Here is a 14,998-nt window from a genome sequence, read left to right as displayed (position 1 = left end):
GTCAGAAGCCCAGGCGGCGCAGCTGCTTGGGGTCCCGCTGCCAGTCCTTGGCGACCTTGACGTGCAGGTCGAGGAAGACGGGCGTGCCGAGCAGGGCCTCGATCTGCTTGCGGGACTTGATGCCGACGTCCTTCAGGCGCTTGCCCTTGGGGCCGATGATGATGCCCTTCTGGCTGGGGCGCTCGATGTAGACGTTGGCGTGGATGTCCAGCAGGGGGCGGTCGGCGGGGCGGTCCTCGCGCGGGAGCATCTCCTCCACCACCACCGCGATGGAGTGCGGCAGTTCGTCGCGGACGCCCTCCAGGGCCGCCTCGCGGATCAGCTCGGCCACCATCACCTGCTCGGGCTCGTCGGTGAGGTCGCCCTCGGGGTAGAGCGCCGGGCCCTCGGGGAGCAGCGGGATCAGCAGGTCGGCCAGCAGGTCCACCTGCTTGGCCCCGACCGCCGACACGGGCACGATCTGCGCCCAGTCGACGCCCAGTTCCCTGCCGAGCTGGTCGACCGCGATCAGCTGCTCGGCCAGGGCCTTGGAGTCGACGAGGTCCGTCTTGGTGACGATCGCGACCTTCGGGGTCCGCTTGATCCCCGCCAGTTCCTTGGCGATGAAGCGGTCACCGGGGCCGAGCTTCTGGTCGGCCGGCAGGCAGAACCCGATCACGTCGACCTCGGCCCACGTCGCGCGGACCACGTCGTTGAGCCGTTCGCCGAGCAGCGTGCGCGGCTTGTGCAGACCGGGGGTGTCCACCAGGATCAGCTGCGCGTCCGGGCGGTGCACGATCCCGCGCACCGTGTGCCGGGTCGTCTGCGGGCGGTTGGAGGTGATCGCCACCTTCTGCCCGACCAGAGCGTTCGTGAGGGTGGACTTGCCCGCGTTGGGGCGGCCCACGAAGCAGGCGAAGCCGGCGCGGTGGACGGCCTCGGCCGGCTGCTCGGATGACTGGGTACGGACGCTCATGGCGCCCATTGTCCCTGATCCACGGGACCGCGCCGTACCAGCGGGCCCCACCCCGGCCTCCGGTGAGCTTCCGGAAACCCACGCGCAACGAAACGTCGCGGAAACATCCCCGTACACGGCCGGAAACGCCCACCGGTGACCCTCTGACGAGCCCCCGTCCCGTTGGAGACGCCCGTGACCCTCGCCGCCGCCCACGTGAACACCGGCGACACCGCCTGGCTGCTCGCCGCGACCGCCCTCGTCCTGCTGATGACCCCGGGACTGGCCCTGTTCTACGGGGGCATGGTCCGCGCGAAGAGCGTCCTCAACATGCTGATGATGAGCTTCGTGTCGATCGCCCTGGTCACGGTGGTGTGGCTGGCGGTCGGCTACTCCCTCGCCTTCGGCGACGACGTCGGCGGCGGGCTCATCGGCGGGCTCGGCGAGGCCGGCATGGCGCACCTGACCCCCGGCAGCGTCCGCGGCACGGTCCCGACCCTGTTGTTCGCCACCTTCCAGCTCACCTTCGCGATCATCACGGCGGCCCTGATCAGCGGTGCGGTCGCCGACCGCACCCGGTTCCCGGCCTGGCTGGTCCTCGTGCCGGTGTGGACCCTGCTCGTGTACGTTCCCGTCACGCACTGGGTGTGGGGCCCGGACGGCTGGATCGGGAGCCGGCTCGGCGCCCTGGACTTCGCGGGCGGTCTGCCCGTCGAGATCACCTCCGGCGCCTCCGGACTCGCCCTGTGCCTGGTCCTCGGCCCGCGGCTGGGCTTCAAGAAGGACGCCGTGCGCCCGCACAACCTGCCCATGGTGGTCCTCGGCGCCGGACTGCTGTGGTTCGGCTGGTTCGGCTTCAACGCGGGCTCCGCGCTCGGCGCGAACGGCCTGGCCGCCGCCGCCTTCCTCAACACCCTCGCCGCCGGCTGCACCGGCCTGCTCGGCTGGCTCCTCGTCGAGCACCGGCGCGACGGCCACCCGACCACCCTGGGCGCCGTCTCCGGCGCGGTGGCCGGCCTGGTCGCGATCACCCCGTCCTGCGGCACGGTCTCCCTGCCCGGCGCCCTGGTCGTGGGGCTGACCGCGGGTGTCGTGTGCTCCCGCGCCGTCGGCTGGAAGTTCCGGCTGGACTACGACGACTCCCTCGACGTGGTCGGCGTTCACCTGGTCGGCGGAGTCATCGGCACCCTGCTGATCGGCCTGTTCGCCCAGCGGGCGATGACCGGCGGCACGGAGGGCCTCCTCTACGGCGGCGGGCTCGTCCCGCTCGGCAAGCAGCTGGTGGCCGTGGTGGCCGTCGCGGGGTACGCGTTCACGGTGTCGTACGGCCTGGGCCGGCTGATCGACAAGGTGATGGGGTTCCGCGCGAGCGAGGAGGAGGAGCTGACCGGCCTGGACCTTACGGTGCACGCCGAGACCGCTTACGATCACGGGGTCCTGGGCCACGGCGCCCCGGTCGCCCACTCCGTCGTCGCCGGAGCCCACAAAGCCCCCACGGCCCCCACCCGGAAGGTCGAGAGCCAGGCATGAAGCTCATCACCGCGATCGTCAAGCCGTACCGGCTGGACGAGGTCAAGACCGCCCTGCAGGAACTCGGCGTGCGGGGTCTGACCGTGACCGAGGCGAGCGGGTACGGCCGGCAGCGCGGCCACACGGAGGTGTACCGGGGGGCCGAGTACCGGATCGACCTGGTGCCGAAGGTGCGCATCGAGGTCGTGGTGGAGGACGCGGTCGCCGACGACGTCATCGACGCGGTCGTCGAGGCCGCGCAGACGGGGAAGATCGGGGACGGGAAGGTCTGGGCGGTGCCGGTGGAGACCGTCGTGCGGGTGCGCACCGGCGAGCGCGGCCCCGACGCGCTGTGACCACCGGGCGGCCCCCGGCCGCCCCCGCGCCGCGCCCGCGCCGTCCCGCGCCGCCCTCCCGCGGCGGCCGGTCGGAAAGTCCTGCGCCGGTGTCGGCGCACCGTCGTACCCTGGACAGTGCGAGGCCGCCCTCAGCTACGCGGCCGTGACGAGGAGGAACCGCAGGCCTACAGCGCCGGCCCATGACTCACACACCCACAGACCGCACCTCCGCGCAGGAGCAGGCGAGAGCGCAGTTCACCGTCCCCGCCCAGCACCCGATGGTCACCGTACTGGGTTCCGGCGACTCCCTGCTGCGCGTGATCGAGAAGGCCTTCCCGGCGGCCGACATCCACGTCCGGGGCAACGAGATCAGCGCGGTCGGCGACCCCGTGGACGTCGCCCTGGTGTCCCGCGTGTTCGAAGAGATGATGCTGGTGCTCCGCACCGGACAGCCGATGACGGAGGACGCAGTGGAACGCTCGATCGCCATGCTCAAGGCGAGCGAGAACGGGACGAGCGACGGCCCGGAGACCCCGGCCGAGGTGCTGACGCAGAACATCCTGTCCTCGCGGGGCCGCACGATCCGGCCCAAGACGCTCAACCAGAAGCGGTACGTCGACGCGATCGACAAGCACACCGTCGTCTTCGGCATCGGCCCCGCCGGCACCGGCAAGACCTACCTGGCCATGGCCAAGGCGGTCCAGGCCCTGCAGTCCAAGCAGGTCAACCGCATCATCCTGACCCGCCCCGCGGTCGAGGCCGGCGAGCGCCTCGGCTTCCTGCCCGGCACCCTCTACGAGAAGATCGACCCCTACCTGCGTCCGCTGTACGACGCGCTGCACGACATGCTCGACCCGGACTCGATCCCGCGCCTGATGGCGGCGGGGACCATCGAGGTCGCGCCGCTCGCCTACATGCGCGGCCGGACGCTGAACGACGCCTTCATCATCCTGGACGAGGCCCAGAACACCTCCCCCGAGCAGATGAAGATGTTCCTCACCCGGCTCGGCTTCGACTCGAAGATCGTGATCACGGGTGACGTGACCCAGGTCGACCTGCCCGGCGGGCAGAAGTCGGGACTCAGGCAGGTGCAGGAGATCCTGGAGGGCGTGGAGGACGTCCACTTCTCCCGGCTGTCGTCCGACGATGTCGTACGGCACAGGCTGGTGGGCCGTATCGTCGACGCGTACGAGAAGTACGACAGCAAGAACGGCACGGAGAACGGCGCCCACGGGGGCGGCCGTGGCAGGACCGGCGCCAAGGGCTCCCAGGGGAAGTAGACCAGCACCAGCATGTCGATCGACGTCAACAACGAGTCCGGCACCGAGGTCGACGAGCAGGCGATCCTCGACGTCGCCCGCTACGCGCTCGCCCGGATGCGCATCCACCCGCTCTCCGAGCTGTCGGTGATCGTCGTGGACGCCGACGCCATGGAGCAGCTGCACCTCCAGTGGATGGACCTGCCGGGCCCGACCGACGTCATGTCCTTCCCCATGGACGAGCTGCGTCCGCCGTCGAAGGACGACGACGAGCCCCCGCAGGGGCTGCTCGGGGACATCGTGCTGTGCCCGGAGGTCGCCGCGAAGCAGGGCGCGGAGGCGCCGACGCAGCACTCGATGGACGAGGAGCTGCAGCTGCTCACCGTCCACGGGGTGCTGCACCTGCTCGGCTACGACCACGAGGAGCCCGACGAGAAGGCCGAGATGTTCGGGCTGCAGGCCGCCATCGTCGACGGCTGGCGGGCCGAGCGGGGGCTGACCGGGCCCTCCCCGGCGCCGACCGTCTCGTAGGGCGGGCCGTCCTCGCATGAGTCCGCAGATCGTGGTCGGCGCGGTCGCGCTGGTCGTCGTGGCCTGGCTCGCCGCCTGCGCGGAGGCGGGCCTGGCCCGGGTCTCCAGCTTCCGCGCCGAGGAGGCGGCGAAGTCCGGCCGCCGGGGCGGTGCCCGGCTGGCGCAGATCGCCGCCGACCCCACCCGTTACCTCAACCTGGCCCTGCTGGTCCGCGTCGCCTGCGAGATGGCGGCGGCGGCCCTGGTGACGTACGCCTGCCTGCAGCAGTTCCCGGCGACCTGGCAGGCGCTGCTGGTCGCCATCGGCGTGATGGTCCTGGTGTCGTACGTCGCCGTGGGCGTCTCCCCGCGCACCATCGGCCGCCAGCACCCGCTGAACACCGCGACGGCGGCGGCGTACGTGCTGCTGCCGCTGGCCCGGGTGCTGGGCCCCATTCCGTCGCTGCTGATCCTCATCGGCAACGCGCTCACCCCGGGCAAGGGCTTCCGCCGCGGGCCGTTCGCGTCCGAGGCGGAGCTGCGCGCGCTGGTCGACCTGGCCGAGAAGGAGTCGCTGATCGAGGACGAGGAGCGCCGCATGGTGCACTCGGTCTTCGAGCTGGGCGACACCCTGGCGCGCGAGGTGATGGTGCCGCGGACGGACTTGGTCGTCATCGAGCGCTACAAGACCATCCGGCAGGCCCTCACCCTCGCCCTGCGCTCCGGTTTCTCCCGGATACCGGTCACCGGGGAGAGCGAGGACGACATCGTGGGGATCGTGTACCTGAAGGACCTGGTCCGCAGGACGCACATCAGCCGGGACGCGGAGGGCGACCCGGTGTCCACGATGATGCGGCCGGCCGTCTTCGTCCCGGACACCAAGAACGCCGGCGACCTGCTGCGCGAGATGCAGAAGGAACGCAACCACGTCGCCGTGGTCATCGACGAGTACGGCGGCACCGCCGGCATCGTCACCATCGAGGACATCCTGGAGGAGATCGTCGGCGAGATCACCGACGAGTACGACCGGGAACTGCCGCCCGTGGAGGACCTCGGCGACGGCCGGTACCGGGTCACCGCGCGCCTGGACATCACCGACCTGGGCGAGCTGTACGGCCTGGAGGAGTACGACGACGAGGACGTGGAGACCGTCGGCGGGCTGCTCGCCAAGTCGCTCGGCCGCGTGCCCATCGCCGGTGCCTCGGCCGAGGTCGAGCTGCCCGACGGGCGCAGGCTCCGGCTGACGGCGGAGGCGGCGGCCGGCCGCCGGAACAAGATCGTGACGGTGCTGGTGGAGCCCGTGGCGCCGGCCCTGGTGCCGGCCGGCGAGGAGGAGTCCGGGTGACGCCTCGGGAGCTGCGCGCCCTGTGCCTGTCCTTCAACGGGGCCGTGGAGGACTTCCCGTTCGGCCCGCGGACCTCCGTCTTCAAGGTGCTGGGCAAGGTGTTCGCCCTGACGGACCTGGACGCGCGGCCCCTGACGGTCAACCTCAAGTGCGACCCGGACGACGCGGTCCGGCTGCGCACCGGGTACGAGGGCCTGATCGTCCCCGGTTACCACATGAACAAGCGGCACTGGAACACCGTGACGGTGGCCGGCGGTCTGCCCGGCCGGCTGGTGAGGGAGCTGGTCGAGGACTCGTACGACCTCGTCGTCGCGGGGCTGCCCAGGGCGCAGCGGCTGCGGCTGGACCGGCCGTGAACGGGCCGGGGTGACTGCCCCGGCCGCCTCGCGGCTTCGTATGCTCGGGGCATGACCGACAGCAACGAGCTCGACCCCGAGGACCGCAAGATCGTCACGCTGGCCCGTTCCGCCCGGGCCCGCAACGGTGTGCCCGAGGGGGCCGCCGTGCGGGACGAGACCGGACGCACCTACGTCGCCGGATCGGTGACGCTGCCCTCGCTGCGCCTGAGCGCTCTGCGCACGGCGGTCGCCATGGCCGTGGCGTCCGGCGCGAAGTCGCTGGAGGCGGCGGCCGTGGTCAGCGGGGCGCAGGAGGTCACGGCGGAGGACCGGGCGGCCGTGGCCGACCTGGGCGGGGCGGACACCCCGGTGCTGCTGGCCGCCCCGGACGGGACGCTGCGGCTGACGGTCCCGGCCGGCTGAGGCGCCGGGCCCGCCCCGCCTCCTCCCGGGCGGCCTACGCCGGGCCGCGGAAGCCGATCGTCGGCACGGCCCGGCGCAGCGGCCAGGGACGGCTCTGTTCCTCCGGGACCAGGCCGTCCAGGAAGGCGTACCGGCGCAGGGCCGTCGGGTCCTGCCCCGGCACGGACTGCACCTTGCGCCACCACGACCCGATCTCCGCCCAGCCGGGCGCCGACAGGGAACCGCCGAACTCCTGGACGGACAGGGCCGCCGTGAGCCCCGCGAAGGCCAGCCGGTCCGCCAGTGGCCAGCCGGCCAGCGTGCCGGTGACGAACCCGGCCACGAAGACGTCCCCGGCGCCGGTGGGGTCCAGCGCCTCCACGGCGATCGCGGGCACCTCGGCGGCCTCCCCCGTGCGCCGGTCCACCGCGTACGCCCCCTCCGCGCCGAGCGTGACGACGGCCAGCGGCACGTGCTCGGTCAGGGCGTGCGCCGCCGCCCGCGGGCAGCCGGCCCGGGTGTAGCGCATCGCCTCCTCGGCGTTGGGCAGGAACGCCTCGCAGTGCCGCAGGTCGGCGAGGCCCGCGAGGTCCCAGGCACCGGTGTCGTCCCAGCCGACGTCGGCGAAGATCCGGGTGCCGTGCCGGGCGGCCTGCGCGATCCAGGGCGCGGGTCTGCCGGGGGTGAGGGACGCGACGGCCGCACGGGCGCGCGGCGGGCAGTCGGGCGCCGGTTCCCCGGGGGGCGGTTCGTGACCGTGGGAGACCATCGTCCGTTCGCCCTCGTAGGCCATGGACACGGTCACCGGCGAGTGCCAGCCGGGCACCGTCCGCGACGGCGACAGGTCGATGCCCTCGCCCTGCTCCAGCGCGTCCCAGCAGTACTCGCCGTAGTGGTCGTCGCCGAACGCCGCCGCGAGGGACGTCAGCAGGCCGAGGCGGGCGAGGGCGGCGGCCATGTTGGCGATCCCGCCGGGGCTGGAGCCCATGCCCCGGGCCCAAGACTCGGTGCCGCGCACGGGCGCCGAGTCCAGGCCGGTGAAGACGATGTCGAGGAAGACGGTGCCCGTGAGGTAGACGTCCCAGGGTGGATCGCCGGGTGCGCGCAGGGCGGCGAGCGGGTCGATCCGGGCCTGGCGGCGTGCCGCCCGGGTGAGGTGCTCCGGTTCCTCTCCGGCGAGGGTGTGGGACGGGGTCACGGTGCGCTCCCTGACGTGGTGCGGGTTCTGGCCAGTGTGCACCACGGTGCCCGCGGCCGGGCGTCGGCGGGGGGAACCCGGGCCGGGTGCCGCCGGATGCCGCCGGACCGGGCGTCACCAGCGCGGGACCGCCGGGGTGACCCAGTCGGGGTCGGTGACGCGCATGGCCGCCGCGTCGTCGCGGTCGCGCAGGGCACCGTCGTCGTCCAGCCAGCGCCGGTGCAGGAACTCCAGCCGGTCGCGGTCGAGTTCGACGCCGAGACCGGGGGCGTCGGAGACGGTGACCCGGCCGCCGTCGAAGGTGAGGCGCCGGGTCAGGACGTCCTCCGACTGCCAGGGGTAGTGGGAGTCGCAGGCGTGGTGGAGGCCGGGGACGGTCGAGGCGACGTGGGTCATCGCGGCGAGGCTGATCCCGAGGTGGGTGTTGGAGTGCATGGACACGCCGACACCGAACGCGCGGCAGATCGCGGCGAGTTGCTGGGTGTTGCGCAGTCCGCCCCAGTAGTGGTGGTCGGACAGCACGACCTGGACGGCGCCGCGGGTGAACGCCTCCTCGATCTCGGCGAAGGTGGTCACGCACATGTTGGTGGCCAGCGGCACGCCGGTGCGGGCGGCCACCTCGGCCATGGCGGGCGTGCCGAGGGCGGGGTCCTCCAGGTATTCGAGGACGTCCCCGATCTCGTCCGCCACCCGCAGCGAGGTCTCCACCGACCAGGCGCCGTTGGGGTCCAGGCGCAGCGGGTGGCCGGGGAAGGCCTCGGCGAGGGCGCGGATCGCGGCGATCTCCTCGTCCGGCGGGAAGACGCCGCCCTTCAGCTTGAAGGAGGTGAAGCCGTGGCGCTCGGTGAAGCGCCGCGCCTGCTCGACGATCCCCGCCGGATCGACGGCCTCGCCCCAGTCGTCCCTCTCGCCGGGCCCGCCCCCCGGGTGGGCCGCGCGCTTGTAGAAGAGGTAGGCGCTGTACTCGACGGCGTCGCGGACCTTGCCCCCGAGGAGGGCGTGCACGGGCAGGCCGAGGGCCTTGCCGAGGGCGTCGAGGCAGGCGACCTCGAATCCGGAGACGACGGACAGGCGCAGCTTGTCCGCGGTCTGCACGCCCCGCAGCCCGCCGACGTCGACGGCGTCCCGGACCCGGGAGGCGTCGACGGCGACCTCGTCGGCGATCGTGAACAGACCGTTCACGTCGCTGACCCGGCGGCCCCGGAGCCGGTCGGCGAAGGGACGGGCGAGTTCCAGGTACTTGGTGTCCCCGTAGGTCTCGCCGACACCGGTGACGCCGTCGGCGGTGACGACCTCCACGATCAGGCGGGGCGTGTACGGCTGGTGGACGCCCTGGGTGTTCAGCAGCGGCGGGTCGGCGACCAGGATCGGCGTGAGCCGGACATCGGTGATGGTCAGGTCGCGGTTCACGGGGCGGCTCCTAGACGTCGTCCATATATGCAAATGGAGGTTAGGTACGCGAACCACGGGCGTCAATGGGGCGGTGCCGCCGGGCACCGCCGCACGGCTACCCGAACCGGTACGCCTCCACCTCGGCCAGGCAGCGCGCCCGCCGCTCCTCGTCGTCCTCCAGGAAGGAGGCGAGGAAGGAGTTGCGGGCCAACTCGCGCAGTCGGTCCTCGCCGAGGCCCAGCACCGAGCGCACCGCGTCGAAGTTGTCGCCCGCGTACCCGCCGAAGTAGGCCGGGTCGTCCGAGTTGACCGTGCACATCAGGCCCGCGTCGAGCATCGCCGGCAGGGGGTGGTCGGCCAGGGTGTCCACGGTGCGCAGCCGGACGTTGGACAGCGGGCACAGGGTCAGCGGGACCCGGTCCCGGACCAGCCGCTCGACCAGCGCCGGATCCTCCACGCAGCGCAGGCCGTGGTCGATCCGCTCCACGCCGAGCACGTCCAGGGCCTCGGTGATGTACGCGGGCGGCCCCTCCTCACCGGCGTGCGCCACGCGGCGCAGGCCGAGGGCGGCGGCGGCCTCGTACACCTCGCGGAACTTCGCCGGCGGATGCCCGACCTCGGCCGAGTCCAGTCCGACGCCGGTGATCCGGTCCAGGTACGGTTCGGCGGCCCGGAGGGTCTCCAGGGCGGACCCGGCGGACTCGTCGCGCAGGAAGCACATGATCAGCCGGGTGGATATCCCGTGGTCCTCCTCGCTGCGCCCGAGCGCCCGCCACAGCCCCTCCACCACCGTGCCCATGCTCAGGCCCCGGGCGAGGTGGGCCTGCGGGTCGAAGAAGATCTCCGCGTGCCGGACGCCCTGCGCGGCGGCGCGGGCGAGGTAGGCGTCGGCCAGGTCCTCGAAGTCCCGCTCGGTGCGCAGGACGGCCATCAGCTCGTAGTACAGGTCCAGGAACGACTGCAGGTCCTCGAAACGGTACGCCTCGCGCAGCGCGCCGGTGTCCGCGTACGGCAGCGCGACGTGGTTGCGCTCGGCCAGCCGGAACGCCAGCTCCGGCTCCAGGGTGCCTTCGACATGGAGGTGCAGTTCAGCTTTGGGAAGGGGCATCAGAGCATCCTACGACCCCGTCACCTGCGCTTTCATCCGCGCTTGGGCACCGGCACCCGCTGCAGGTCGCGCGCCACGGTCAGCTCGCCCGCGAACCCGGCGGCGCGCGCCTGCCGCTCGAACGCCTCCGGTTCGGGGTAGCGCTGGCTGAAGTGGGTGAGCACCAGGTGCCGCACGCCGGCGTCCCGGGCCGCGGCCGCCGCCTGGCCCGCCGTCAGGTGGCCGTGGTCCTCGGCCAGTCGCCGGTCCTCGTCCAGGAAGGTGGACTCGATGACGAGGAGGTCGCACCCCTCGGCGAGCGCGTGCACCCCGTCGCAGAGCCGGGTGTCCATGACGAACGCGAACCGCTGCCCGCGCCGCACCTCGCTGACCTCGTCCAGCGTCACGCCCCGCAGCGCCCCCTCGCGCTGGAGGCGGCCGACGTCGGGCCCCGCGATGCCGTGCGCGGCGAGCCGCCCCGGCAGCATGCGGCGCCCGTCGGGCTCGACGAGCCGGTAGCCGTAGGACTCCACGGGGTGGGACAGCCTGCGGGCCTCCAGCGTGTACGACGGCGTCACCGCGAGGGTGCCGTCGGCGTCGACCGGTGCCTCGGTGAGGCGGACGGTCTCCCGGTAGGCGGTGGCGTACCGCAGCCGGTCGAAGAAGCGCTGCCCGGAGCGCGGGTAGTGCGCGGTGACCTCGTGCGGCACCTGGTCGAGGTTGATCCGCTGGATGACCCCGGCCAGGCCCAGGGAGTGGTCGCCGTGGAAGTGCGTGACGCAGATCCGGTCGAGGTCGTGGGCGGCGACCCCGGCGCGCAGCATCTGCCGCTGGGTGCCCTCGCCGGGGTCGAACAGGATGCCCTCGGCGTCCCAGCGCAGCAGGTAGCCGTTGTGGTTGCGGTGCCGGGTCGGGACCTGGCTGGCGGTGCCGAGGACCACCAGTTCGCGGACGGACACGGGGCTCTACCCGGGGGGCCATTCCAGCCCGCGCCCGCCGATGACGTGCGCGTGGGCGTGCCAGACGGTCTGGCCGGCGCCGCCGCCGGTGTTGAAGACCGTGCGGTAGCTGTCCAGCTTCTCCTCGTCGGCGACGGCCTGCGTCTCGGCGAGCACGTCGGAGGCGAGCCGGGGGGCGCCGGCGGCGAGGGCGGCGGCGTTCTCGTAGTGGGCCTTGGGGATCACCAGGACGTGGGTGGGCGCCTGGGGGTTTATGTCCCGGAAGGCCAGGGTGGTGTCCGTCTCCCGGACGACCGTGGCCGGGATCTGTCCCGCCACGATTTTGCAGAACAGGCAGTCGTCCTGCGGTTCGCCTGCCATACGTGTGCCTCCTGACGCCGGTGATCCAGTACGGGGCATGGTAGTCGGCCGGGCGGGGCCGGCGGCGGCCGGCCGGGTACGTGGGGCGCAGCCGCGCGCGGGCACCGCCCCGCGCCCCTCAGGCCGGCGGGTCCGGCGGGGTCTTGGCGGGCCGCTCCCGCAGTGCCTCCAGCGCCAGTCCGATCGCCGCGTCCAGCTGGACGTCCCGGCCCGCCGCCCAGTCCTGCGGGCGCTGCACGACCTCCACGTCCGGGTCCACGCCGTGGTTCTCGACGTCCCACCCGTACCCCTCCAGCCAGAGCGCGTACTTCGGCTGGGTGATCAGGGTGTCGTCGACCAGGCGGTAGCGGCTGTCGATGCCGATGATGCCGCCCCAGGTACGGGTGCCGACCACCGGTCCGATGCCGAGGGCCTTGATCGCCGCGTTGACGATGTCGCCGTCGGAGCCGGAGAACTCGTTGGCGACGGCGACCACGGGTCCGCGGGGCGCGTCGCGGGGGTAGCTCTCGGGCCGCATGCCGCGCGGGAAGTCCCAGCCGACGATGCGCCGGGCCAGCTTCTCCACGACCAGCTGGGAGGTGTGGCCGCCGCGGTTCTCCCGCACGTCGACCACGAGGCCCTCGCGGGCGACCTCCACGCGCAGGTCGCGGTGGATCTGGGCCCAGCCGGGCGCCTGCATGTCGGGCACGTGCAGGTAGCCGAGCCGGCCGCCCGACCTGCCGTGGACGTGGGCCCGGCGATCGGCGACCCAGGCGTGGTAGCGCAGCGGCTCCTCGTCGGCGAGCGGGACCACGACCGCGTGCCGGGGGTCGCCGCCGCCGGACGGGGAGACGGTCAGCTCGACCGGCTTGCCGGCCGTGCCGACGAGCAGCGGGCCGGGCCCGGTCACCGGGTCGACCGGGTGTCCGCCGACCGCGAGGATCGCGTCCCCGGGGCGCACGGCGACGCCGGGCGCGGCGAGCGGACTGCGTGCGTCCGGGTCGGAGGTCTCCGAGGGCAGGATGCGGTCGATGCGCCAGCTGCCGTCCTCGTGGCGGGAGACGTCCGCGCCGAGCAGGCCCTGGCGAGGGCCGCCGCCGAAGCCGCCGCGCGGGGTGACGTAGGCGTGCGAGGTGCCGAGTTCGCCGTGCACCTCCCACAGGAGGTCGACCAGGTCGTCGTGGGTGGCGAGGCGGTCCAGGAGGGGCCGGTAGCGGTCGAGGACGCCGGCCCAGTCCAGGCCGCCCATGTCGGGCCGCCAGAAGTTGTCCCGCATGATGCGGCCCGTCTCCTCGTACATCTGCCGCCATTCGGCGGCCGGGTCGACGGTCTGCCGGACCCGGCCGAGGTCGACGGTGAAGTGGGAGTCGCCGTCCTCGTCGCCCGGGGCGCGCCGGTCGCCGGGGACGACCTTGAGCCTGCCGCCGGTCCACAGCAGGACGCGCTTGCCGTCGCCGCTGACCTCGAAGTGGTCGGCGTCGGCGGCGAGGTGTTCCAGGCTCCGCTGGGCGAGGTCGTAGCGCTCCAGCTCGGTCTTCGGGTCCGGGTCGTCGGGCGTGGCGCGAAAGGCGCCGAGGACGCCGCGCACCGGGTGCCGCAGCCACAGGACGCCGTCCCGGGCGGCGCGCAGGTTGGAGTAGCGGGCGGCCTCCACCGGGAAGGGCACGATGCGGTCGGCGAGGCCGTCGAGGTCGATCCGGGTGTTCGGGACGCCCTCGCTGTCAGGGGTCTCGTCCTTGTCGGGAGCCTCGGCGGGACGGCCGTGCCGCTGCGGGCCGAACGGGGACGGGGTGGTCGCGGCCAGCGTGATCAGGTACGGGCGGCCGCCCTCCACGAAGGCCAGGTCGAAGACGTGTTCGTCGTAGACCGGGTCGAAGGAGCGGTTCGACAGGAAGGCGAGGTGCCTGCCGTCGGGGGTGAAGGCGGGCGCGTAGTCCTGGAAGCGCAGCGGGGTCGCCTCGGTGACCGACAGGTCGGTGGTGTGGGCCAGGCGCAGCTGGCTGAGCGGGCGGGGGCCGGGGTGGGACCAGGCGAGCCAGCCGGAGTCGGGCGAGAACGCGAGGTCGCGGACGTCGCCGTCCTCGCTGCGGTCGACCTCGCGCACCTCGCCGGTCTCGCGTTCGACGAGCAGCAGCCGTCCGTCGTGGGAGGCGACGGCGGCGCGGCTGCCGTCGGGGGCCATGGCGAGTTCCAGGACGCGGCCGAGCCGGCCGGCGGCCAGCCGGCGCGGGGTCGCGCCGACGGCGACGCCGGTGGCGGGCGCGAACTCCAGGGCGTCCTCGCCCTCGGCGTCCGTCACCCACACCACCCACTCCTCGCCCTCGGCGCGGAAGGTGCGGGGCAGCCGGGCCCGGACGCCGGGCCGGGCGGCGAGCACGCGGGCGGGCCCGAAGCGGTGGGTGACCCAGTGGACGGCGCCGCGCACGGCGACCGCGCTACCGCGCGCGGTGTGGTCGGGGGCGGCCGAGTCGAACCAGCGGGAGGCGTTCACCGGGCGGGGCTGCAGGTCGACGCGCGGGCCGCCGAGCCGGACGTCCAGGCGGCGCGGCTCGGCGGCGTCGAGGTCGTCGAGGAGCCACAGTTCGCCCGCGCTGGAGTAGACGACGCGGCGGCCGTCGGTGGCGGCGTGCCGGGCGTAGAAGCGGTCGAGCGGGGTGTGCCGCCGCAGGCCCGAGCCGTCGGCGAGGGAGGAGTACAGCGCGCCGGTGCCCTCGTGGTCGGACAGGAAGGCGATCCGCTCGCCCACCCAGAACGGGTACTCGACGTTGCCGTCCAGGTCCTCGTGCAGCCGGACGAACTCCCCGCCGCCCTCCTCTCCCCCGGCGGTGCGGTCGATCCACAGCTTGCCCGCCGTGCCCCCGCGGTACCGCTTCCACCAGGCGGCCTCACGGCCCATCGGGGCGGACAGCAGCACGGTGTGCGGGCCGTACGCGACGTCGCCGACGGGCCCGTAGGGCAGGGTGGTGGCGGGTCCGCCGTCCAGCGGGACGGCACGGGCCCAGCTGCGGCGCAGGCTGGCCTGGCCGGCGGTGCTGACGGCGAGGACCGCGCCGTCCGGCGTCCAGCCGCGCACCTGGGTCCTCCAACTGCCCCAGTACGTCAGCCGTCCGGCGGGGCCGCCGTCGACCGGAGCGGTGTGCACCTCGGGGGCGCCGTCGCGGGTGGAGGTCCAGGCGACGGTGGCGCCGTCGGGCGAGATACGGGGGTGGTTCACCGGCACGTTGTCCGCGCCGACCCGCCAGGCCCGGCCCCCGTCGAGGGGGGCCAGCCATACGTCGTCCTCGGCGACGAAGGTCACCAAGTCCCCGCGGAGGTGCGGGAATCGGAGGTAGCCGGAGGATCCTGTCGCAGTGCCCTGAGTCACCCCGTCACCTTATGCGGCGGCCGG

General features: G+C 73.5%; 14 protein-coding genes. 7 read left to right on the top strand and 7 right to left on the bottom strand.

The window, feature by feature from the left end; all coding sequences use genetic code 11:
• Position 1 precedes the first annotated feature (1 nt).
• The gene (gene era / locus QQY24_RS21150; RefSeq protein WP_301974277.1) at positions 2 to 955 is read right to left on the bottom strand and encodes a GTPase Era; all 954 of its coding nucleotides are present in this window, start codon (positions 953 to 955) and stop codon (positions 2 to 4) included.
• A 174-nt stretch (positions 956 to 1,129) separates the two neighbouring features.
• Here era and QQY24_RS21145 point away from each other — a divergent pair, with 174 nt between their 5' ends.
• The 7 genes from QQY24_RS21145 (at position 1,130) to QQY24_RS21115 (ending at position 6,656) form a co-directional block, all read left to right on the top strand.
• Positions 1,130 to 2,464 (top strand): ammonium transporter, encoded by a 1,335-nt coding sequence (locus QQY24_RS21145; protein WP_301974276.1) that lies wholly within the window; start codon positions 1,130 to 1,132, stop codon positions 2,462 to 2,464.
• The gene (locus QQY24_RS21140; RefSeq protein ID WP_301974275.1) at positions 2,461 to 2,799 is read left to right on the top strand and encodes a P-II family nitrogen regulator; all 339 of its coding nucleotides are present in this window, start codon (positions 2,461 to 2,463) and stop codon (positions 2,797 to 2,799) included. The genes QQY24_RS21145 and QQY24_RS21140 overlap by 4 nt, the downstream gene beginning before the upstream one ends.
• Before the next feature lie 182 nt (positions 2,800 to 2,981).
• A complete protein-coding gene (locus tag QQY24_RS21135; RefSeq protein WP_301974273.1) occupies positions 2,982 to 4,061 on the top strand; it encodes a PhoH family protein in 1,080 nt (359 codons plus the stop codon).
• A 12-nt stretch (positions 4,062 to 4,073) separates the two neighbouring features.
• Positions 4,074 to 4,571 carry an rRNA maturation RNase YbeY gene (ybeY, locus tag QQY24_RS21130; RefSeq protein WP_301974272.1) on the top strand — a complete coding sequence of 166 codons (498 nt, stop codon included), beginning with the start codon at positions 4,074 to 4,076 and terminating at the stop codon, positions 4,569 to 4,571.
• Positions 4,572 to 4,587: 16 nt separating this feature from the next.
• A complete protein-coding gene (locus QQY24_RS21125; protein ID WP_301974271.1) occupies positions 4,588 to 5,895 on the top strand; it encodes a hemolysin family protein in 1,308 nt (435 codons plus the stop codon).
• A complete protein-coding gene (locus tag QQY24_RS21120) occupies positions 5,892 to 6,251 on the top strand; it encodes an MmcQ/YjbR family DNA-binding protein (RefSeq protein WP_301974270.1) in 360 nt (119 codons plus the stop codon). The genes QQY24_RS21125 and QQY24_RS21120 overlap by 4 nt, the downstream gene beginning before the upstream one ends.
• Before the next feature lie 51 nt (positions 6,252 to 6,302).
• A complete protein-coding gene (locus QQY24_RS21115; RefSeq protein ID WP_301974269.1) occupies positions 6,303 to 6,656 on the top strand; it encodes a cytidine deaminase in 354 nt (117 codons plus the stop codon).
• Positions 6,657 to 6,690: 34 nt separating this feature from the next.
• Here the strand turns inward: QQY24_RS21115 and QQY24_RS21110 are convergent, their stop codons facing one another.
• From QQY24_RS21110 to QQY24_RS21085, 6 genes are all read right to left on the bottom strand, one after another.
• Positions 6,691 to 7,761: a carbohydrate kinase family protein gene (locus QQY24_RS21110; RefSeq protein ID WP_301976311.1), complete on the bottom strand. Its 1,071-nt coding sequence runs from the start codon at positions 7,759 to 7,761 to the stop codon at positions 6,691 to 6,693.
• A gap of 186 nt (positions 7,762 to 7,947) precedes the next feature.
• Positions 7,948 to 9,243: a glucarate dehydratase family protein gene (locus QQY24_RS21105; protein WP_301974267.1), complete on the bottom strand. Its 1,296-nt coding sequence runs from the start codon at positions 9,241 to 9,243 to the stop codon at positions 7,948 to 7,950.
• Between the two features lie 97 nt (positions 9,244 to 9,340).
• A complete protein-coding gene (locus QQY24_RS21100) occupies positions 9,341 to 10,333 on the bottom strand; it encodes an adenosine deaminase (RefSeq protein WP_301974266.1) in 993 nt (330 codons plus the stop codon).
• Positions 10,334 to 10,365: 32 nt separating this feature from the next.
• Positions 10,366 to 11,271: a ribonuclease Z gene (locus QQY24_RS21095; RefSeq protein WP_301974264.1), complete on the bottom strand. Its 906-nt coding sequence runs from the start codon at positions 11,269 to 11,271 to the stop codon at positions 10,366 to 10,368.
• 6 nt (positions 11,272 to 11,277) lie between these two features.
• Complete coding sequence (locus tag QQY24_RS21090) at positions 11,278 to 11,631, bottom strand: histidine triad nucleotide-binding protein (RefSeq protein ID WP_301974263.1); 354 nt, start codon at positions 11,629 to 11,631, stop codon at positions 11,278 to 11,280.
• A 118-nt stretch (positions 11,632 to 11,749) separates the two neighbouring features.
• Positions 11,750 to 14,911 (bottom strand): S41 family peptidase, encoded by a 3,162-nt coding sequence (locus QQY24_RS21085; protein WP_301976310.1) that lies wholly within the window; start codon positions 14,909 to 14,911, stop codon positions 11,750 to 11,752.
• Between the last annotated feature and the right edge of the window lie 87 nt (positions 14,912 to 14,998).

The organism is Streptomyces sp. TG1A-8 (genome assembly GCF_030499535.1).
GTDB lineage: Bacteria > Actinomycetota > Actinomycetes > Streptomycetales > Streptomycetaceae > Streptomyces.
The sequence above is the reverse complement of the archived record's forward strand: the minus strand, read 5'-3'. Positions and strand labels throughout refer to the sequence as shown.

Excerpts from the sequence above, each read along its gene's own strand:
- era (WP_301974277.1), bottom strand. The coding sequence starts at position 955 with ATGAGCGTCCGTACCCAGTCATCCGAGCAGCCGGCCGAGGCCGTCCAC.
- QQY24_RS21140 (WP_301974275.1), top strand. The coding sequence starts at position 2,461 with ATGAAGCTCATCACCGCGATCGTCAAGCCGTACCGGCTGGACGAGGTC.
- QQY24_RS21135 (WP_301974273.1), top strand. The coding sequence starts at position 2,982 with ATGACTCACACACCCACAGACCGCACCTCCGCGCAGGAGCAGGCGAGA.
- ybeY (WP_301974272.1), top strand. The coding sequence starts at position 4,074 with ATGTCGATCGACGTCAACAACGAGTCCGGCACCGAGGTCGACGAGCAG.
- QQY24_RS21125 (WP_301974271.1), top strand. The coding sequence starts at position 4,588 with ATGAGTCCGCAGATCGTGGTCGGCGCGGTCGCGCTGGTCGTCGTGGCC.
- QQY24_RS21115 (WP_301974269.1), top strand. The coding sequence starts at position 6,303 with ATGACCGACAGCAACGAGCTCGACCCCGAGGACCGCAAGATCGTCACG.
- QQY24_RS21100 (WP_301974266.1), bottom strand. The coding sequence starts at position 10,333 with ATGCCCCTTCCCAAAGCTGAACTGCACCTCCATGTCGAAGGCACCCTG.
- QQY24_RS21090 (WP_301974263.1), bottom strand. The coding sequence starts at position 11,631 with ATGGCAGGCGAACCGCAGGACGACTGCCTGTTCTGCAAAATCGTGGCG.